The organism is Anaerobacillus sp. QJM3NY_17 (genome assembly GCF_056173665.1).
Window position 1 is genome coordinate 2,800,023 of record NZ_CM149685.1, and the last position, 19,520, is coordinate 2,819,542.

Here is a 19,520-nt window from a genome sequence, read left to right on the forward strand (position 1 = left end):
TAAGCTAAATAATTTCATCCTTAGCCAGATCTACAAGAGCTCTGGTAATATTTGTTTTCGTAATTCTTCCGATAACCTCTATGCCGTTCTCTACATCTTTTACAATCGGTAAGGCATCTATCTGCTTTTCGATTAGCTGATTTGCCACTTCAATTAAAAGATCTTCTCGTGAGCAAACAGTAATATTGGGCATTCTTGTCATAATAATTGTTACTGGAATACTACCAAGATCTTGCTTACCGAGCGCAGCTCTTAATAGGTCTTTTCTTGATAAAACACCGACTAAATGAGCCATTTCATTTACAACAAACAGCGTACCTACATCCTCAAGAAACATCGAGCAAATCGCATCATATACGCTTGCGTTCTCTTGGACAACTACTGGTATAGACTTATAATCGTCAACTTTAATTTTTCTTATTTTCTCAGTAAGAAGTTGTGAGCCTGTTTTCCCTGTATAAAAATACCCAACTCTTGGCCGTGCATCAAGATAACCTGCCATTGTAAGGATAGCAAGATCAGGTCTAAGCGTTGCGCGAGTCAAACTAAGCTTTTCAGCAATATGCTCGCCTGTAATAGGTCCTTCGTTTTTTACGATCTGAAGGATTGTTTCCTGTCGATTATTCAGTTGGATAAGAATCACCACCTCTACTAAAAATGTTATACTGTATTTTCATTATTATATACGATTATACCATTTGAACGAAAGCATCGAGCCTGTATTTGAAAAAATCAAGCCATAAAAACTTTTTAAGTGATATTGTGAAGTAAATAAAAGCTATATGATGGAATATCGTTGATTTAGCTCTATTGAAAATAAAAAGCCTCCGGATTCTCTCTCCGCAGACTTTTTACTCCAGTTTGAATTTGTCTAACTGATCCAAAAATCGTTTTGACTTTAGGTAAAGGCCCGAATAAGCGTCAAAATACAAATTAAGAATGTGCCTAATCTCTTTTTTAGTTTCATCTTTAAGTGAAATATTTCCTAATCTTCCGAGATCAATGTGGGCAAACAGGTGAAGAAGCTCTGCCGTTCGTTTTGTCATTGGAAGATGATAAGGATCGACTGAAAGACAACGGTGACATAGCAACCCACCTTCATTAATTGAAAAGTGGAATTTCCCTTCAGGAAGGCCGCAGTTCGCACAACGATCCAGTTGAGGGGTTATTCCAGCAACACGTAGCATTTTTAATTCAAATATAAACACCACTACTTCAGGGTCTTTTTCTTCATCTAACGCGTGCAGCACCTGATAGAGCATCTCAAATAAATAGGGGTTAGGCTTTCGTTCCTCTGTTAATTTGTCAACAAGCTCTGCCGCATAAGCAGCATATGAGGTAAGAAAAAGATCATTGCGAATGGAACGAAATGAATCAATGATTTCTCCCTGATTCAGTCCCCCAAGACCGGATGTATGCTGGTAAAGATACTGACCATATACAAAAAGTTGAGAAACAGCAGAAAGACGGCTTTTAGGTTTTTTTGCGCCTCTTGCCATAACGCCAACCTTACCCGTCTCTCTTGTAAAAAGTGTTAGTATTTTATTTGTTTCACCATAGTCTACGGTTCGAATCACAATTCCTTCAACCTTTTTTAACAAGAACATTCACCAACCGTTTCCTGTTAACATTCCATAAGGTCAAGTGAGGCGAGTTACTTCTTCCAAATCGATAAGAGATTCTCCCTCTTCATCGCTCGGTGTTTCCATTTCCTTCAAAAGAAGATAAGTATCAATGTTTCCTGTTTCACAAAATATTTTCCAGGTAAACTCTAACACTTTAGATCCCACCTTTCATTTTGTAAAAAAGTTTTTCTCTTACCTCTAGCTTGACCTGACATATGTCGGTTTATGTGATGGAATATTTAACAAAATTTCACTTAATAGTCATCTTCCCGGTAACCATAATCACGTAATGATGATGGTTTGTTTCGCCAATCTTTTACTACCTTCACCCAGATCTCCATAAATACACGCGAACCAAGAAGGGCTTCAATATCTTGCCTTGCTCGCTTTCCTACTTCTTTTAGCATTTTCCCCTGTTTCCCGATGATAATGCCTTTTTGAGAAGAGCGTTCTACGACGACTGTAACATGAATATCAATGACATCAGAACCTTCACGTTTGATCATTTGTTCTGTGACAACTGTAACTGAGTGAGGGATTTCTTCTCTTGTCAAATGAAGAACCTTTTCCCTTACAAGCTCTGCCACAATAAATCGTTCAGGGTGATCGGTCACATGATCACTTGGGTAATATTGGGGCCCTTCTTCAAGATAGCCAACTACCTGCTCTAAAAGTGTATTCACATTATTTCCTTGCAAAGCAGAAATCGGAACGATTTCGGCAAATGAATATTTATCTTTATAAAAATTAATCATGGGGAACAATTGATCAGGGTGGACTTGATCGATTTTATTTATGACTAGGAAGACTGGACTTTCTACATTCTGCAAGCGATCAATAATATACTGATCCCCAGCTCCGTAACCTTCTTCAGCATTAATAACGAACAATATTAAATCGACTTCATTTAATGAACTTTGAGCCATTTTAATCATAAAGTCGCCTAGTTTATGTTTTGGCTTATGAATCCCTGGCGTATCGATAAAGACAACTTGTGCATCATCTCTCGTATAAACGCCTTGAACTTTGTTGCGCGTTGTTTGAGCTTTGTCACTCATAATCGCAATTTTTTGGCCAATCACTTCGTTTAACAAAGTAGATTTCCCTACATTTGGTCTACCAACAATTGATACAAATCCTGACTTAAATACTTCTTTACTCATTCAAATCCTCCGGTGAAAATGCGCCAGGAAGCAATTCGCTGACGGTTAATTCATGTATTTTTCCATCTAAGTTTGTTAAGATAACTTGCATATCTGGAGAACAAAGTTCAGATATCACCTGTCTACACGCACCACATGGTGGGACTGGCCTTTTAGTATCTGCAACTACTGCAATCGCTTTATATGCTTTATGACCTTCTGAGTAAGCTTTAAAAAGGGCTGTACGCTCCGCACAATTACACATGCTGTATGCAGCGTTCTCAATGTTACATCCACCAAATACTGTGCCATCTTCAGAAAGAAGAGCCGCACCTACTTTAAATTTTGAATAGGGAACGTAAGCCATTTCTCTTGCCTTTTTAGCTTCATCAATCAACATTTGCTTATCCATTACTATTCCTCCTTATGACTGAAACAAGTGAACAATCGGTTCGAAAAAGAGAAGGATACCGATTATAACTGAAATGACCGCAAAAAGAAAGACTGCAGCGGCTGAAACATCTTTTGCCACTTTCGCTATAGGATGTTCTTTTTCGGTAATTAAGTCAATCGACCTCTCAATCCCTGTATTTAACGCTTCTAAGCTTAACATGATACCGATTACAGTTAATAAAATGCTCATCTTTATCACAGATAGCTCAAGAATTAGCCCCGCTATCAGAACGAAACTACCTGCAATAAGATGAAATAGAAAATTTTGTTCATTTTTCACTAAATAACGAAAGCCTTGTGAAGCATATAGAAAGCTACGTAAAAACCGTAACAACCTAGACCGATTATCTCGTGAGGCCATATTGTTCTAACAGCACTTTTTGTTTTCCGAACATTTCTTTTTCATCTTCCTCGGTCATATGATCATAACCAAGTAAATGAAGAAAACCATGAACACTTAAAAAGCCAAGCTCCCGCTCAAAACTATGCCCATATTCAGTAGCTTGATCCTCTATTTTTGGAACGGAAATAACAATTTCTCCGAGTAAATGCGGTAGTTCTTCACCAATAATAAGCGGTTCTTCTCCCTCTTCCTCATCATCAAGTGCGAAGGAAATGACATCTGTCGGTTGATCTTTCCCACGATATTCGCGATTGATCTCGGTAATACGTTCATTATCCACAAACATAACCGACACTTCACTTCCCGGTCTAACCTCTTCTTCCTTTGCAGCATGGTTTAATAAATTCTCGAGCATCTCAAGCTGCTCTTTTTTAATTGAGTTCGTCTCATCAACAAAGTCTATCGTTAAATTCATGAAGTCACCTTCTTTTTTAATTCTGTTGGATATTCAATTCGACTATGAAAAATACCATTTAATGTTTCTAATATTGTTTTTGCAACAATGTCGAGCTCTCTGAGAGATAAATCACATTCGTCAAACTGTCCATCTTCAAGTCTTTCAGTAATAATTTTTCTTACGAGCGATTCTATGGTATCAGGGTTTGGTTTGTTCATCGACCTCACTGCCGCTTCGATACAGTCTGCAATTCCAACAACAGCGGCTTCCTTCGTTTGAGCTCTTGGTCCAGGATAGCGGAATTCAGCTTCAGACACCTGCTGATCAGATTGTTCACTTGCTTTGTAATAAAAGAACTTCAGCAGTGTCGTTCCGTGATGTTGTTCAGCTATATCCACAATTTCTTTTGGCAATCGATGCTTCCTGAGCATCTCCGCCCCGTCAGTGGCATGAGAAACGATAATTGTTTTACTTAAATATGGAGAAATTTTATCATGCGGATTTTCCATATTCATTTGATTTTCAATGAAAAAGTGGGGGCGTTTTGTTTTACCAATGTCGTGGTAATAGGCTCCCACCCTTGCTAGTAAACCGTTGGCTCCAATCGATTCACATGCTGCCTCCGATAAGTTAGCAACCATTACACTATGGTGATATGTTCCCGGTGTTTCAACAAGAATTTTTCTCAGAAGTGGATGGTTTGGATTAGATAATTCGATTAATCTTGTAGTCGAGATGATCCTAAAACCTGCTTCAAAGAAAGGCATAAGTCCTAGTGTTAACATAGATGAAAGAAAACCTGATACAAATGCAAACAAGAAATGGTAGCTTAATTCGATACCACTGTATTGTCCGTTCTTTAACATTAATAATATAGCCACTGAAACGATGTTTATTAAGGATACTAGTAATCCTGCTTTCAATATGTTGGATCGATGATTTCTTTTACCGAGGAAAAAGACTCCCGATAAAGAACTCATCAATACATAGAAAGCAAGTGACGCATTCATTGGTCCCGTTATTTCTCCGTTGAAAAACACGCCAGCACATACTCCAAAGAGGAAGCTTGATGCAATGGCTAATTGTTCATTAAAGAGCATTTTTATGAGCATAGAACCTACCGCTACAGGAACAATATAAGCAATACCCGGCAATTCAATTCCCTGCATCAAGCTTGATAGTTTCAGAACAAGCAGTGTGCTGAGATAAATGAGAACGAGAATCAATAAATTTGTATTGGCTGAGCGGACTCTTGAATTTACATCCTGAAAGAAGTAATACAAATAACCAGTAAGAAGGACAACTAGCAATGCAAGGCCGATATAAGGAACTGCATCAAACCCCTCATCAAGAAGACCAGCTAGTCTTAATTGCTCCATCACTTCTCTATTAATCATCGCTCCTTCTTCAACGATAATTTGGCCTTCACGAATCATAACCGGCTGAACTGCTTCTATTGCTTCTTGACGACTTTGTTCGGTTTGTTCTGGATCTAGAAAATAATTAGGCACAATACTCTGCTGTGCTACTGTTATCATTGCTTTTTTCTGCTCAGTAGGTAGAGAAGTAAGGGATAACCGATCTTCCACATCCGTTTTAGATTGCTCTAAATTATCAATAGACACTCTATCAGTCATGACTTCCATTACTTCAGATAGTGTCAGCTCTTTAATTAAGCTAATTTGAGACAATTCCGCTTCAAGAAGCGGCACGAGAGTTTCGTTTGAAAGTTCTGCTGACATCGACACAGATAGCAAAGATTCAAGTTCTGTTATTTTCTCTTCTGTCGTTTCAGCGTCATCACTATCATTTTTTTTAACCTTTTCAATACCTGAAAACAAATCATTTAATTGATCGACCTGTGACTGAGAAACTTCATCTCTGTAAACATATTTTGCGTCGATTTGAGCTGCTTTCGATCGTTCATCTTCTGTGGCTGTTTTATTTTCGATCGTAATAGGCGAAGCTATATCATGATCTGCTCTTGAATAAAGAGAAACGTCCAATGATTCAGGAATGACATTTGAAAGCATCGTTAAATACATGATGAGAGCAACTAGGCCATAAAGAGACCATTTCACCATTTTAATTCGTTCAATATTACGGAGATTATCCTGAAACAGACGTTTAATCTTCGCAACCATAGCTTCCTTCACCTCATAAGTTCTGGCCTCTACTACTCTTCTTCATATTTTATCAGAATTCCCTAATAAATGGAGCGGAATCTCACAATAAGTTAAACTGATTGCTAGCAGTTCAACTTGATGAAAACATAAAAGATAAAGGTATCTTGTTGAATTCTTAAAGGCTAAAAAAAGACCCGTTTTTCACGGGCCTTTGAAAGCTTATTTCGTTTCATGCTCGTATGCGTCAATAATTCGTTGAACTAATGGGTGCCGGACCACATCCGTTTGCTGTAAGTAAATAAATGAAACGTCTTTTACTCTCTTAAGGATTTTTTCGGCAGCAGCAAGGCCTGATTCTTTACCTTTCGGAAGGTCAATTTGCGTTATATCTCCAGTGATAACCATTTTAGAACCAAATCCTAATCGTGTTAAGAACATTTTCATTTGCTGAGAAGTTGTATTTTGTGCTTCATCTAAGATAACGTAGCTATCGTCAAGCGTCCGACCTCTCATATAGGCAAGTGGAGCAATTTCGATCGTGCCACGTTCAATTAAGCGCGTCGTTTGTTCAACACCAAGTACATCATGAAGCGCATCGTACAATGGACGTAAGTATGGGTCCACCTTTTCCTTCAAATCCCCTGGTAAAAACCCAAGACTCTCTCCAGCTTCAACTGCTGGGCGAGTTAGCACAATTTTCTTCACCTGGTTGTACTTGAGAGCTGTTACCGCCATTACAACAGCAAGATACGTCTTGCCAGTTCCAGCTGGCCCAATCCCAAATACCAGATCGGTTTTCTTCATAGCCGAAACGTAATGACGCTGTCCCAGCGTCTTAACTTTAATCGGTTTCCCTTTAGCGTTCGTTGTGATTTCTTCTTGGTAAAGTTCAAGAAGCTGATCTAGCATTCCCTGTTGAACAAGTTGACAAGCATAAACGACATCTCTCCCTGAGATACTTGCTCCGCGTTTTATAAGGGTGTGAAGCGTGTGGACAACTTCCTTTACCATGGCGATGGTTTCTTCATTACCTTTTACGGATATGCCTTCTCCACGAGTAACAAGTGAAACTTCAAGTGATTCCTCAATTATCTTTAAATGCTCATCGCCAGGACCAAATAAGCTTTGAGCTTCATTAGAATTTTCTAACTGCAATGTAAGTTCAACATAAGATTCTGCCAATAGCCATCAATCTCCTTGAATAATCGGTATGTCTTTCCCGATCTCTTCTATTACTTCATAGTGTATCTTTACGTTTACTTTACCATTCTCTACCTCATGGTGCAAAATCTTTTCCTCTTTAATTTCAGCTTCTTTGGAGGTTTTATTTAGGATGTCCTCCCGACTAACACTACGCGCCGCATTCAGTGCTTCTTTTTCTGTGTATTTTCTTGTCACTTCCTTTGTTGCCAGCACCTCTGTCGTTTGAAAAGCTATCGGGATTTCCCACTTCAAAAAATGAAAATCAGTCTCTCTTTTGAGCTCTTCGTAGTGTTCAAAATCTGGTTTAGAGAAGCCCCATATTGGGATGCGTAAGCCAAACAATCCAATCGCGTATTTCGTTTCTGATTCTCCTGTGTTTGTTTGAAAAGTAGATTCAAGTGGAATGGAAACATTAGTTACATACCACGTCTTTCCATAAACTTCGCCTCTTGCAGGAACAAGTTCACTCTTATCTTCTTTTCCAATAAAGCCTGAAATAAGCAATTGACCCGGTTTGACATATGTGTTTTCCTCTACCTGCGCCTGACCTTCCTCAACATACATTTTTGTAATGATCGCTTTCTTATTCGCAACGATATGCCTAGGACTTAGCGCAGGTTCTTTTTCAGGAAGCTGTTTTTGCACAACTTCGAAATGATAGGTAGTCCCGCTTTGCTTAACACCAACCCACGTAATTTCTTCTAAACTCTCTGTAATCTCGCGCTGAAGCTCTTGATTAGAAGGCAATTGAAAGATAAATTTACCCTTCTTTACTCCTAGCTCGACTGCTGCCTGCTTTAGTTTATGCTCCACTTCAGGTGTAGCACCATTTACTGTAATAGACCAAACCATGTTTGATAAAATGAATATCAATACTAAACATCCAATTACTCCACTGAGAAAGCCTCTAGAATATACGATCCTTTTAATTACAAATGGAAAACCTTTTCTTTCATGAATTCGAATTCTACACCTTGTCCTCTTTAAGTGCGGCCTAATTCTCTTTACATCAGAAGTATAGAGCGAAAGAATAATAGTATCTTTATCCAAACGAACAATATCCCAAATTGGTATGTTGTACTCAATACACCGATTAATAAAGAGTTCTGAATAAGAACCCACTACTTTAATTCGAACAAATCCTGAAAAAAGTTCTCGTAAGTATTCCTTCATAGCAGCCTCCTGTATAGTCAGCCTGAGGATATCATAAGGCTTCTGATCAGTTATTAGGTCGATCAAGGTAAGAAACATGTTCAATTTTACCCTCAAGAAGTATCTCTTCTGGAAGAATTGTCTTAAGCATAAAATCTTTTCCTTTAATCAACAATTGGCCATTCTTAAGAAGGAGGCGAACTTCTTCATTAGAGAATTTTAAAACACCTTGATGATTCTCTATGTAGATATGCAGCTGCCCTACCATGGTTATTCGTGGTAAATCCATGACTGCATCTGCAGGAAGCTCTAACCTTCGGGTTAACCAGCTTTTTAGACCATGCTTCCACTTTGCCATGGATGCTCCCCCCTCTCCCTTCATCTTTATGAAAAGAATCGCAAAACTATCCCACTTACATTTGATTAAAAATCCTGTTCTCATCTTATGCAAACTTAAAATGAATGATCGCGCTCCAACAAAAAAAGACGCCAATCGGCGTCTTTTGAACATTTTATTTCTTCATCTGTTTCATGCTTATCATCGAGGGATGCGGTTTTCTTGAGCGCGGCGGCCCAAGGATTTCCGACCAGATTATACCATCCCTTACATTCTTCTTATTTATCGAAAGATTCTTATCATTCTTATAAGAAGTTTGCTTCACATTCTTTTGAACTTTAATATCGTTCTCTGAATATCGATTCTCCCGCTTCGCCATCCGTCCTAGAGCTTCTTGATAAGCACTGACAGTCTCAGTTTGAGGAGTTTCCTCTTCCCCTATCCCATTAGACTCTGAACGGCCTGAGGCGGTATTTCCCTGCTCTCTCCGTCTTTGTGATTGCTGGCGATTGTTAGCAGTGGGCTTCGATTTCTGTTTTTCTTCCTCACTGCCCATTCGCTTAAGGAAACTAATAATTCCCCCAATAGCGACCAACACAAAAACAAAATTATTTAGAAGCAGTTCAATCAGATTATCCAACAAGATCACCTCCACCACAGGACTTAGGAAACAGTTTAGCGATCATCCTCATCTTCTTCCTGATTCGGTTTCCCGATCATGTCACGCATATCTGTATCTGCTTCAATGTTCTTTAAATTCATATAGTCCATTACTCCAATATTACCAGCTCTTAGGGCTTCAGCCATTGCCATCGGTACCTCAGCCTCTGCTTCAACAACTTTAGCACGCATTTCCTCTACGCGAGCGCGCATTTCTTGCTCTTGGGCAACAGCCATCGCACGACGCTCTTCAGCTTTCGCTTGTGCAATATTTTTATCTGCTTCAGCTTGATCCGTTTGTAGAACCGCACCGATGTTTTTACCGATATCAATGTCAGCAATATCGATCGAGAGAATCTCAAATGCCGTACCTGCATCTAACCCTTTGGAAAGAACCGTATGAGAAATCATATCTGGGTTCTCAAGTACCTTCTTATGATTTTGAGAAGAACCAATTGTACTAACAATACCTTCGCCTACTCGAGCAATAACAGTATCTTCACCAGCTCCACCTACAAGGCGGTCAATGTTAGCACGCACTGTAATTCTTGCTTTTGCTTTTACTTCAATTCCGTCCATCGCAACACCTGCGATAAAAGGGGTTTCAATCACTTTCGGGTTAACACTCATTTGCACAGCTTCTAATACATCTCTACCCGCAAGATCAATCGCAGCTCCTCGTTCAAAGCTCAGTTCTATATTCGCGCGGTGCGCTGCAATTAACGCATTAACAACACGGTCAACGTTACCACCAGCAAGGTAGTGGCTTTCTAATTGATTTGTACTTAACTCAAGTCCCGCTTTTACAGCTTTAATTAACGGATTAATAACGCGTGATGGGATAACTCGACGTAATCTCATCCCCACAAGATTGAAAATACTAACTCGCACACCAGCTGCTAATGCTGAAATCCACAACATAACAGGTACAAACGTGAAAAGAATCGCTAAACCAATAATAACTAACCCTACTATAACTAATAAACCTAACGTTCCAGTATCCATGATTTTCCTCCCTGATTTAAACTATTTATTTTCTCTTACAATGACTCTAGATCCATTTGTTTTTACAACCTTTACTGCTGTCCCAGCTGTTAAGAAACTCCCCTCCGTTACAACGTCCAGACGTTCGTCTCCAAACTCCGCTATGCCCGATGGTCTAAGCGGAGTCACCGCTACACCTTCCATTCCAAGCAGTTCTTCCCGAGTAGCATTTGAGACATACCCAAATTCTGACTTCGTTGAATCAGAAAGAACGATTTTTTTGAAGAAGCCACGATAGCCGAATAGCCGAATGAACAGATAAGAACCACCAATTGTAACGGCAACGGCAATAAGGACCGCAATTAAAACGTATTGCATCGATTGTCCTGAAGCAAGAACAATACTTGCTACAACACCTACCGCCCCAAGAACGCCGAATATCCCAAAGCCAGGAATGAATATCTCGACGATGATCAGCACAACTCCGACAATCAATAGAAGAAGAGATTCCCATCCAGCAAAACCAGCAATCATATGACCAAAGAAGAACAGTAGAAGAGCACCCGCTCCCATAAATCCCGGTACTCCAAATCCAGGTGAATATAGTTCCAATACAAGTCCCAAACTCCCTATAGATAATAAGATGGGAATAATGATAGGATTTGTAACAAAACGTGCAATTCTCTCTGCAATACTAACTTCAGCATCACTTACTTCGGCATCCTTAAGATTTAGAACGCTTAGTAGTTCTGTGCGATCTTCTGCAGTCCCTTCGGCATATCCAACTTTCACAGCTTCCTGATCGTTAAGCGTTAAAAGCTCACCTTTAGGTGCGTTATAATCCGGAAGATCTACATCAGGATCAGCCATTGCTAGCGCATACTTTGGGTCTCGGTCATTAAGTTCTGCGGCCGACTTCATAGCCGCATGCCAGAAAGACTCTGCTTTCTTTCCTGCCGTATTGCCAGATTGATCAATGATAGCAGCCGATCCCATAAGTGCTCCTGGTTCCATAATAATCTGATCCGCATTTAAAGCAATATAAGCACCAGCTGAAAGTGCTCGATTGGTAACATATGCTGTAATCGGAACATCTGATGCTTTCATAATCTTGGCAATATTATCAGCCGCATTCACAGCCCCTCCAGGCGTGTTAATTTCTAACACAATGTGATCAGCTCCCTGGTCCTCCGCATCCTGGATCGACCGTTTTAGAAATGCTTCCAACCCCCGCTCCACTTCCTGCTCCACAGGTATAAATGTAACGAGATCTCCTTCGCCTTCACCCAAAACTAACTCCCCAAAGAACGGAAGAAAAACCATCATCATGAAGCAAATACACACTAAAAACCTGACTATGTTTTTTCCGATAGTAATCCCTCCCTCCAACTTCCTAAGTATACGAATGAGATCATCATGAAGTTTCAATTTTATGTAGAAGAATATCTTTAGTATGACAAAAGGATTTAGAAAATACTAGTTTGAAATGGCATATGGATCAAAATTCTTTGAAATATAACATAACTATTTTTCCTTTTCACTTGTATCGTATGTATGAGCGAGCGTTGATAAAAAAAACACGCCCTGTTCGTACAGGGCGTGTTTGCGCTTGATCATATTTATCCAACACTTAATGCATAACTAAGTTCTTCTTCTCTTTAACAGGGAAGTGAACACCCAGTCACGCCTTAAGGTCTGATTGTTTCAACTAGTCATCTTTAGAAAACAGATAATCTTCTAAAGTGACAGCATCACTTTATGATAAGTTTTTTTGTACAAGACGATTAACAAGTCCGCCGTCCGCTTTGCCTTTTACTCGAGGCATTAGCGCACCCATTACCATACCCATATCTTTCTTTGAAGACGCGCCAGTTTCAGAAATAACTTTCTGAACAATCTGGTCAACTTCTTCTTCAGAGAGTTGTTTCGGCAGGTAGACAGATAAAATCGACAGCTCTTCATCGAGATTCTGCACAAGATCACTTCGGCCAGCTTTTTCAAATTCAAGGAGGGAGTCTTTACGTTGCTTGACTTCGCGAGTGAGAACGGTAAGTTCTTCCTCTTCAGTTAGATCATGACCCAATTTAATGGACTCATTCTGAATTGAAGATTTCACCATCCGAATAACAGATAGTTTGTTCTTCTCTTTGTTCTTCATCGCTACTTTCATATCTGCTGTTAAACGGTCATTTAGACTCACTGACCTAACACCCTCTCTTAGAACTTACGCTTTTTCCTTGCTGCCTCAGATTTCTTTTTACGCTTTACACTTGGCTTTTCATAGTGCTTGCGCTTCTTTACTTCAGCCATAGTGCCTTCTTTAGAAACCGTTCTCTTGAAGCGACGCAGAGCATCATCGATCGACTCGTTCTTACGCACGCGAGTTTCCGCCATCTCTATCCCTCCCTCCAAAACATAGACAATCATAACACATGACTTTCTAACAAAGACATGTCACCTGCAATTATAATACATCCCGTCCTGTTTATCAACATTTCTTTCGTATATTTTATTTATATTAGTCTTATTAAAGATTTTTTGTTTTTCACACATAATTGCTTTAAAACCGCAACTAAGTGAAAATTTAACTATTTGAATGAGCGGTGGTTATAATGAAAACTTTTTCCATAGCAATGAGAAAAAACGAGCATGTAACACGGATCCTGTCCATAAACTTTCAATGGAAAGGGGAAGTGCTAAATTGAGTCAATATATTGCATCTTTCATCGTCTTCATTAGTATTTTTCTTTTTGGAATGGCTGTTCTCCGCGTTGGACTAAATACAATCTCCAGTTCCAGGCTACAAACATGGCTTTATAGGGCTGCTTCAACGCCTTTACGCGGACTAATTACCGGCGCTGTTATAACAGCCCTGTTACAAAGCAGCTCTGCTGTGATGGTCATTACAATAAGCTTAATTGCGGCTAAGCTGCTTACCTTTAGACAGTCAATTGGAATTATTCTTGGCACGAATATTGGGACTACTATTACAGCTGAATTAATGACTCTTAATCCCGATCAACTTGTCATACCGCTATTATTGAGCGGCTTTGTCTTGCTTCAAGTTAGAAAACAGCTGCTTTTCAGCATTGGAACAGTTCTCTTCGGCTTAGGTTGCATTTTCGTTGCTATGCATGGGCTAGAAGCACTTGCTAAACCTTTATCGACTTTATCATTTATTAAAGATGTTATCCATCATACGAATTCAAACCTTATGTATGGTATTGGAATTGGGACATTATTAACTGCAGTCATCCAATCAAGTACAGCAACAACTGGAATTACAATGAGCTTTATTAATCAGGACTTACTTTCGCTATCCTCAGCTATTGCCATCCTTTATGGAGCGAATATCGGCACTTGTATCACAGCGGTCATAGCAAGTATCGGAAGCAGTGCAGAAGCTAAACTTGCTGCTTATGCTCACGTTTGGATAAACATAATAGGTGTAGTCATATTCTATCCGTTAATAGGGATTTTTGGCACGATGGCTTCTACCCTTACTACCTTTCCTGACGTTCAACTTGCTCACGTATCTATCCTCTTTAACGTCTTGTCTTCATTACTCTTTTTACCTGTAACTGGTTTGTTAGCACTATCCATAGAAAGGGTACACTCAAAAAACAATTTAATATAAAGCTAGCGAATTCAGCATAAATTCTCAGGCTTAGTTCAATTGACTGTCACCTTATTATCTACTGAGCAAAACGATATTCCCTCTCCTTCATAATATCTAAAAAACCCCATCACTTCTGTTAATAGAAGTAATGGGGTCGTTATATTAATAATCCGTATCTGCTGTTTCACCTTGCACAATTTTGACTCCAGCACTAGCTCCAATACGTGTAGCTCCTGCATCAATCATTGCTTGAGAACCTTCTAGGTCGCGAACTCCTCCAGAAGCTTTCACACCAATGTTCGGCCCAACTGTATTTCTCATTAGTTTAATATCTTCAACTGTAGCTCCACCAGTTGAAAAACCAGTTGATGTCTTAACATAGTCAGCCCCAGCTTTTACCGAAAGCTCACACGCGCGTGTTTTTTCTTCATCAGTTAGAAGACAAGTCTCAATAATTACCTTAACAAGCGCCTTACCTTTTGCCGCTTCAACAACAGCTTTGATATCTTGCTCAACAAAGTCGTTATTTCCATCTTTAAGTGCACCAATGTTAATAACCATATCTACTTCAGTAGCACCCTTTTGAATCGCATCATTTGTTTCGAAGGCTTTTGTTTCTGTTGTAACGGCTCCTAGAGGGAAACCAATTACTGTACAAACTTTAGCTTCAGCACCTTGCAACATTTCCGCTGCGAGGGAAACCCAAGTAGGATTAACGCAAACTGAAGCAAAGTTAAATTCTCTTGCTTCTTCACAAAGCTTTTCGATCTGCTCTCTGCTAGTATCTGGTTTTAGTGCTGTGTGATCAATCATTTTTGCTAGTTCTTTATTCATGATAGTCATCCTTCCAATTCTGTTTAGTTAGGTTAAGTTAATAGCTTAAAATGAAGCAACTGCAGCAGTTGGCTCGTCCTCGTTCATAACGCGAACAAATTGACCTTCATTATAAGGATATCCTGGTTTAGTGATTTTCACTTTAACAATTTTTCCAATCATTTCTTCAGATGCTTCAAAGATTACTTTCATATAATTCGCTGAATAACCAACGAATAAGTTTGATTCTGGGTCATCCTTGTACTTCTCTTCCGGAATTACCTCAAGCACTTCACCTTCATAATGGGATGCGTACTCTTTCGCAAGTTGATTTGAAAGCTCAATTAAATGATGAACACGCTTGTTCTTAACTTCATCATCAACCTGGTCTTCCATCCGAGCTGCAGGCGTACCTGTTCTCTTTGAAAATGGGAAAACGTGAAGTTCTGAGAATTTATGCTTTGCAATAAAGTCATATGTCTCTTTAAATTCCTCATCTGTTTCACCAGGAAAGCCGACAATAACGTCGGACGTAATTGCTAATCCTGGAAGTGCTTTTTTCAAACGCTCTAAGCGCTCACCAAACATTTCCATTGTATACTTTCTTCTCATTCGCTGTAGTACTGTATTGGATCCAGATTGAAGCGGTATATGAAGATGCGGAACAACTTTTTCAGATTGATTCAATACTTCTATCACTTCATCAGTTACCTGACTGGCTTCAATAGAAGAAATCCGAATTCGCTTAAGACCTTTTACTTTAGCATCAAGGTCACGAAGAAGCTGAGCAAAGTTGTAATCTTTCAAATCCTCTCCATAACCTGCTGTATGGATACCCGTTAGAACGATTTCTTTATAACCGGCATCAACAAGCTGTTGAGCTTGTGAAATGACCGCTTCCGGTTCACGAGATCTGAGAAGCCCTCTTGCCCAAGGAATTATACAGAAAGTACAGAAATTGTTACAACCTTCTTGAATTTTAAGAGAAGCTCGGGTGCGATCTGTAAAAGCCGGAACTTCAAGCTCCTCATATACACGCGCTTTCATAATATTGCCTACGCCATTTACAGGCTCTCGTTCGCGCTTATACTGTTCAATGTAATCAAGCATTTTAACGCGATCCTGAGTTCCTACAACAACATCCACTCCAGGAATAGCCATAATTTCTGCAGGTGAAGTTTGAGCATAACAACCTGTTACACAAATGACGGCATCAGGATTTTTACGAATCGCACGACGAATAACCTGTCTGCTTTTTTTATCCCCAGTATTCGTTACTGTGCACGTATTAATAACATAAACATCAGATGCATGATCGAACTCAACGCGTTCATAATCATGATCTTTAAACAACTGCCAAATCGCTTCCGTTTCGTAATGGTTTACTTTACAGCCTAATGTATGGAAAGCAACTGAAGGCATATAATCACCTCATTAGTTCAAAATGATAAGAAACTGCTGCCAGCACGTACATAGCAGCCGTTTCTGTTCGCAAAATCCTTGGACCAAGTCCACATGAAGCAAAACCAGCTTGAATTAAACTGGCTACTTCATTATCTGAAAGTCCGCCCTCTGGTCCAAATACGACCATTATTCGGTCATTCACATTTGCCTCGTGAAGCGTTTGAACAAGCGCAGCAGTTTCTCCTGCTCTCGCTTCCTCTTCATAAGCAATTAATTTATAATCATAAGACTCACTTGCTTTAATAAGTGATGAAATGGAATGAGGCATTTCAATCAATGGAATGGTTGTTCGATGGGATTGTTCAGCCGCTTCTTTTGCAATTTTTTTTAGCCTTTGCAACTTTTTAGCGCTTTTTTGCTCATCCCATTTTACAATAGAACGCTCAGCTTTAAAAGGGATAAACTGATCTGCACCTAGTTCTGTGCCCTTTTGTATGACTGTTTCTAGTTTATCTCCTTTAGGCAGTCCTTGAACAATTGTAACATGAACAGGGAGTTTCTTTTGTTCTTCCAACCATTCTATTGGAACAGCTTTGATTAAGTCCGAATTAATTTCTTCTAATTCGCATAGGGCTGATTTACCGTCTTCAGTGCAACATATGATGTTGTCACCCTCTGTCATTCTCATCACTTTCGAGATGTGCTTCACATCTTCCCCTTCAATAGTAACGTGACCGTCTTGAACTTGAGAGGCAGAAATGAAATATCGTTGCATCGTTCTACCTCCTTACTCGTGGGGTTTTCTGGCAATAAACGCAACCCAATCTTCCATTTGGAGCGTTTCTTCAATGATAAGACCCTGTTCAATGATCGACTGTTTTACTTCCTGCTTTTTCGCAGAGATAATACCCGAGGTGATAAATGCACCACCTGGTTTAAGGACGCGGGCCACATCGTCTGTAAAGCGAATAATAATTTCTGAAAGTAAATTAGCGACAATGACATCGTAAGTTTCATCAATGCCCTCAAGAAGATTATTTTGACTAACACTAACTTTGTGATGAACTTTATTTAATTTAGTATTTAACGCAGCGCTTTTAACAGCTATTTCATCAAGGTCAAGTGCATCAACTGGTTCAGCCCCAAGACTAGCAGCCGCGATACTTAAAACACCTGACCCCGTACCAACGTCAATCACACGCTGACCCGGCACAATGATTTTTTCAAGCGCTTGAACACACAATACCGTTGTCGGATGTGTTCCTGTACCGAAAGCCATGCCAGGATCAAGCTCAATAATAATTTCATCTGTTGTGACAGGCTTGTAATCTTCCCATGTGGGTGTAATCGTAATTCGTTCAGATATTTTGACAGGTTTATAATATTTTTTCCACGCTGTAGCCCATTCTTCCTCATTCACTTCACTGATTTGAACAGTGTTATGTCCTAAATCAATATCATAGACAAGTAGTCCATTAATCGCTTCTTTAATTTGTTCAACCGTTTCACCAAGAAAACTATTGACAGGCAAGTAAGCTTTCAAGATAACGCCTTCTTCAGGATAATCATCTGGATTGAGCTGATAAACCTCTCCGAAAGTAGTATCCCATACTTTCACAAGATCCATTGGGTCTTCAATGACTACCCCACTGGCACCTGCTTCATGTAGAATGTTTGATACTGCTTCAATTGCTTCGTTTGTCGTATGAATGCTTATCTCAGACCATTTCATTCATTGCCCACTCCTCTTTTGGATCCTTTTTTTCGGAAAGGAAACAGGCAGGCCACTTGAAGTAGTAGCCTGCAATCTGTTACCAGCTTTCACCTTACTTATTCTCCTTTGAACGCCTTTTTCACTTTAGAGAAAAAATTCTCATGCTGTTCGTCAGGTACCTGTCCGGAAATTTCACTAAACTCCCGTAGAAGCTCTTTTTGTCGATCAGTTAAGTGCTTAGGAGTAATCACTTGAATTTTAACATGTTGATCTCCCTGGCCATAACCACGTACGTTCTGAATACCTTTCCCTTTTAGACGGAAATTAGTTCCACTTTGTGTACCAGCTGGCACTTTAAGCTTCACTTTACCATGAAGGGTCGGCACTTCAATTTCATCTCCAAGACCCGCTTGTGAGAAGGTGATCGGCATTTGACATAACACATCATCGCCACTACGTTCGTAAAAGTCATGTGATCTCACATAAACAACTACAAATAAGTCTCCTGGAGGTCCACCGTTAACGCCAGCTTCCCCTTTTCCAGTTATGCGGATTTGTTGACCTTCATCGATTCCTGCAGGGAGTTTAACGTGAATTTTCTTTTTAACTTCAACTTTCCCTTTACCGCGACACGTCTTACACTTATCTTTAATAAGTTTGCCTGTACCTTCACAATGATGACACACGCGACGATTAACTACTCGTCCAAACGGAGTATTTTGCTCTACATTCAATTGACCAGCTCCACCACAGTGTGAACAAGTTTCAGGTGAAGTTCCTGGTTTTGCGCCAGAACCATCACATGTTGAACATTCTTCTTCTTTTGGAATAAAGATATCCGTCTCTTTACCAAATGCTGCTTCTTCAAAAGTTAGTTCCATTGAATACTGAAGGTCAGCACCCTGTCTCGGAGCATTTGGATTACGGCGACCTCCGCCACCAAAGAACATATCAAAAATGTCGCCAAAGCCACCGAAGTCAGCTCCTCCGCCACCAAATCCTTGATTTGGATCTGCGTGCCCAAACTGATCGTACTGAGCTTTTTTCTGAGAGTCACTTAATACTTCATAAGCTTCCGTTACTTCTTTAAACTTCTCATCTGCACCCGGCTCCTGGTTGATGTCTGGGTGATATTGCTTAGCAAGCTTTCGATAAGCTTTTTTCAGCTCGGCATCAGAAGCATCCTTACTTACGCCCAGCACTTCATAATAATCTCGTTTACTCATCGTATCCACTCCCGATTCTCTTCACATAACGTTTATCATATCATTGAGTTTATACGCTCTGCAATACTCTATCGTAAGCACCAGTGAACGCTAATAGCAAATTGGGCAAAGTTGGATAATAACCCAAAAGTTAATTGGTGAATATTACCACGATACGTCGCTTCCACCCGATTTTTAGAATTTTTCAAGTATGGAGAAAACGTGACCTGTGATTAGTTATTGTTCAACTGCAAACAACATTCTTAGCATACGTATTATATGG

General features: G+C 39.7%; 22 protein-coding genes. 1 reads left to right on the forward strand and 21 read right to left on the reverse strand.

Annotation, left to right across the window (positions count from 1 at the left end; genetic code table 11):
- Positions 1–4: 4 nt before the first annotated feature.
- The 16 genes from ccpN to rpsU all read right to left on the reverse strand — a co-directional run bounded on the left by ccpN (position 5) and on the right by rpsU (position 12,876).
- Positions 5–646: a transcriptional regulator CcpN gene (gene ccpN / locus AC0VYV_RS14705; RefSeq protein WP_276511807.1), complete on the reverse strand. Its 642-nt coding sequence runs from the start codon at positions 644–646 to the stop codon at positions 5–7.
- Between the two features lie 205 nt (positions 647–851).
- Complete coding sequence (gene recO / locus AC0VYV_RS14710) at positions 852–1,601, reverse strand: DNA repair protein RecO (protein WP_303530562.1); 750 nt, start codon at positions 1,599–1,601, stop codon at positions 852–854.
- 39 nt (positions 1,602–1,640) lie between these two features.
- The gene (locus AC0VYV_RS14715; protein ID WP_194219518.1) at positions 1,641–1,778 is read right to left on the reverse strand and encodes a YqzL family protein; all 138 of its coding nucleotides are present in this window, start codon (positions 1,776–1,778) and stop codon (positions 1,641–1,643) included.
- Positions 1,779–1,879: 101 nt separating this feature from the next.
- Positions 1,880–2,788 (reverse strand): GTPase Era, encoded by a 909-nt coding sequence (gene era / locus AC0VYV_RS14720; RefSeq protein WP_430244206.1) that lies wholly within the window; start codon positions 2,786–2,788, stop codon positions 1,880–1,882.
- Positions 2,781–3,179 (reverse strand): cytidine deaminase, encoded by a 399-nt coding sequence (locus AC0VYV_RS14725; RefSeq protein WP_226614372.1) that lies wholly within the window; start codon positions 3,177–3,179, stop codon positions 2,781–2,783. Before AC0VYV_RS14725 ends, era begins: the two co-directional genes overlap by 8 nt.
- A gap of 12 nt (positions 3,180–3,191) precedes the next feature.
- Positions 3,192–3,581 (reverse strand): diacylglycerol kinase family protein, encoded by a 390-nt coding sequence (locus AC0VYV_RS14730; protein ID WP_194219515.1) that lies wholly within the window; start codon positions 3,579–3,581, stop codon positions 3,192–3,194.
- Positions 3,565–4,038 carry an rRNA maturation RNase YbeY gene (gene ybeY / locus AC0VYV_RS14735; protein ID WP_194219514.1) on the reverse strand — a complete coding sequence of 158 codons (474 nt, stop codon included), beginning with the start codon at positions 4,036–4,038 and terminating at the stop codon, positions 3,565–3,567. Before ybeY ends, AC0VYV_RS14730 begins: the two co-directional genes overlap by 17 nt.
- Complete coding sequence (locus tag AC0VYV_RS14740) at positions 4,035–6,164, reverse strand: HD family phosphohydrolase (RefSeq protein WP_475365512.1); 2,130 nt, start codon at positions 6,162–6,164, stop codon at positions 4,035–4,037. Before AC0VYV_RS14740 ends, ybeY begins: the two co-directional genes overlap by 4 nt.
- A 201-nt stretch (positions 6,165–6,365) precedes the next feature.
- Positions 6,366–7,328, reverse strand: a complete 963-nt coding sequence (locus AC0VYV_RS14745) for a PhoH family protein (protein WP_475365513.1) — start codon at positions 7,326–7,328, stop codon at positions 6,366–6,368.
- A 6-nt stretch (positions 7,329–7,334) separates the two neighbouring features.
- Complete coding sequence (gene yqfD, locus AC0VYV_RS14750; RefSeq protein WP_475365514.1) at positions 7,335–8,522, reverse strand: sporulation protein YqfD; 1,188 nt, start codon at positions 8,520–8,522, stop codon at positions 7,335–7,337.
- 46 nt (positions 8,523–8,568) lie between these two features.
- Positions 8,569–8,859: a sporulation protein YqfC gene (gene yqfC, locus AC0VYV_RS14755; RefSeq protein WP_194219511.1), complete on the reverse strand. Its 291-nt coding sequence runs from the start codon at positions 8,857–8,859 to the stop codon at positions 8,569–8,571.
- A gap of 154 nt (positions 8,860–9,013) precedes the next feature.
- The gene (locus AC0VYV_RS14760) at positions 9,014–9,478 is read right to left on the reverse strand and encodes a hypothetical protein (protein WP_475365515.1); all 465 of its coding nucleotides are present in this window, start codon (positions 9,476–9,478) and stop codon (positions 9,014–9,016) included.
- A gap of 35 nt (positions 9,479–9,513) precedes the next feature.
- Positions 9,514–10,503, reverse strand: coding sequence for a flotillin-like protein FloA (gene floA, locus AC0VYV_RS14765; RefSeq protein ID WP_430244195.1), 990 nt, complete (start codon positions 10,501–10,503; stop codon positions 9,514–9,516).
- A gap of 21 nt (positions 10,504–10,524) precedes the next feature.
- Entirely contained in the window at positions 10,525–11,811 is a 1,287-nt protein-coding gene (locus AC0VYV_RS14770) for an NfeD family protein (RefSeq protein WP_475365516.1), read from the reverse strand.
- Between the two features lie 427 nt (positions 11,812–12,238).
- The gene (locus AC0VYV_RS14775; RefSeq protein WP_194219507.1) at positions 12,239–12,682 is read right to left on the reverse strand and encodes a GatB/YqeY domain-containing protein; all 444 of its coding nucleotides are present in this window, start codon (positions 12,680–12,682) and stop codon (positions 12,239–12,241) included.
- Between the two features lie 17 nt (positions 12,683–12,699).
- Positions 12,700–12,876: a 30S ribosomal protein S21 gene (gene rpsU / locus AC0VYV_RS14780; protein ID WP_048312787.1), complete on the reverse strand. Its 177-nt coding sequence runs from the start codon at positions 12,874–12,876 to the stop codon at positions 12,700–12,702.
- 307 nt (positions 12,877–13,183) lie between these two features.
- Between rpsU and AC0VYV_RS14785 the strand changes: the two genes are divergently transcribed.
- Complete coding sequence (locus tag AC0VYV_RS14785) at positions 13,184–14,119, forward strand: Na/Pi symporter (protein WP_475365517.1); 936 nt, start codon at positions 13,184–13,186, stop codon at positions 14,117–14,119.
- Between the two features lie 144 nt (positions 14,120–14,263).
- Here AC0VYV_RS14785 and deoC read toward each other — a convergent pair whose 3' ends face one another.
- From deoC to dnaJ, 5 genes are all read right to left on the reverse strand, one after another.
- Positions 14,264–14,935, reverse strand: coding sequence for a deoxyribose-phosphate aldolase (gene deoC / locus AC0VYV_RS14790; protein ID WP_475365518.1), 672 nt, complete (start codon positions 14,933–14,935; stop codon positions 14,264–14,266).
- A 45-nt stretch (positions 14,936–14,980) separates the two neighbouring features.
- Positions 14,981–16,336 carry a tRNA (N(6)-L-threonylcarbamoyladenosine(37)-C(2))-methylthiotransferase MtaB gene (gene mtaB / locus AC0VYV_RS14795; protein ID WP_194219504.1) on the reverse strand — a complete coding sequence of 452 codons (1,356 nt, stop codon included), beginning with the start codon at positions 16,334–16,336 and terminating at the stop codon, positions 14,981–14,983.
- 4 nt (positions 16,337–16,340) lie between these two features.
- Positions 16,341–17,093, reverse strand: coding sequence for a 16S rRNA (uracil(1498)-N(3))-methyltransferase (locus AC0VYV_RS14800; RefSeq protein ID WP_475365519.1), 753 nt, complete (start codon positions 17,091–17,093; stop codon positions 16,341–16,343).
- Between the two features lie 12 nt (positions 17,094–17,105).
- Entirely contained in the window at positions 17,106–18,050 is a 945-nt protein-coding gene (gene prmA, locus AC0VYV_RS14805; protein WP_475365520.1) for a 50S ribosomal protein L11 methyltransferase, read from the reverse strand.
- A gap of 98 nt (positions 18,051–18,148) precedes the next feature.
- Complete coding sequence (dnaJ, locus tag AC0VYV_RS14810; RefSeq protein ID WP_194219501.1) at positions 18,149–19,258, reverse strand: molecular chaperone DnaJ; 1,110 nt, start codon at positions 19,256–19,258, stop codon at positions 18,149–18,151.
- Between the last annotated feature and the right edge of the window lie 262 nt (positions 19,259–19,520).

Excerpts from the sequence above, each read along its gene's own strand:
- era (WP_430244206.1), bottom strand. The coding sequence starts at position 2,788 with ATGAGTAAAGAAGTATTTAAGTCAGGATTTGTATCAATTGTTGGTAGA.
- AC0VYV_RS14725 (WP_226614372.1), bottom strand. The coding sequence starts at position 3,179 with ATGGATAAGCAAATGTTGATTGATGAAGCTAAAAAGGCAAGAGAAATG.
- AC0VYV_RS14730 (WP_194219515.1), bottom strand. The coding sequence starts at position 3,581 with ATGGCCTCACGAGATAATCGGTCTAGGTTGTTACGGTTTTTACGTAGC.
- ybeY (WP_194219514.1), bottom strand. The coding sequence starts at position 4,038 with ATGAATTTAACGATAGACTTTGTTGATGAGACGAACTCAATTAAAAAA.
- AC0VYV_RS14740 (WP_475365512.1), bottom strand. The coding sequence starts at position 6,164 with ATGGTTGCGAAGATTAAACGTCTGTTTCAGGATAATCTCCGTAATATT.
- yqfD (WP_475365514.1), bottom strand. The coding sequence starts at position 8,522 with ATGAAGGAATACTTACGAGAACTTTTTTCAGGATTTGTTCGAATTAAA.
- yqfC (WP_194219511.1), bottom strand. The coding sequence starts at position 8,859 with ATGGCAAAGTGGAAGCATGGTCTAAAAAGCTGGTTAACCCGAAGGTTA.
- floA (WP_430244195.1), bottom strand. The coding sequence starts at position 10,503 with ATGGATACTGGAACGTTAGGTTTATTAGTTATAGTAGGGTTAGTTATT.
- AC0VYV_RS14770 (WP_475365516.1), bottom strand. The coding sequence starts at position 11,811 with ATGATGATGGTTTTTCTTCCGTTCTTTGGGGAGTTAGTTTTGGGTGAA.
- rpsU (WP_048312787.1), bottom strand. The coding sequence starts at position 12,876 with ATGGCGGAAACTCGCGTGCGTAAGAACGAGTCGATCGATGATGCTCTG.
- deoC (WP_475365518.1), bottom strand. The coding sequence starts at position 14,935 with ATGAATAAAGAACTAGCAAAAATGATTGATCACACAGCACTAAAACCA.
- mtaB (WP_194219504.1), bottom strand. The coding sequence starts at position 16,336 with ATGCCTTCAGTTGCTTTCCATACATTAGGCTGTAAAGTAAACCATTAC.
- AC0VYV_RS14800 (WP_475365519.1), bottom strand. The coding sequence starts at position 17,093 with ATGCAACGATATTTCATTTCTGCCTCTCAAGTTCAAGACGGTCACGTT.
- prmA (WP_475365520.1), bottom strand. The coding sequence starts at position 18,050 with ATGAAATGGTCTGAGATAAGCATTCATACGACAAACGAAGCAATTGAA.
- dnaJ (WP_194219501.1), bottom strand. The coding sequence starts at position 19,258 with ATGAGTAAACGAGATTATTATGAAGTGCTGGGCGTAAGTAAGGATGCT.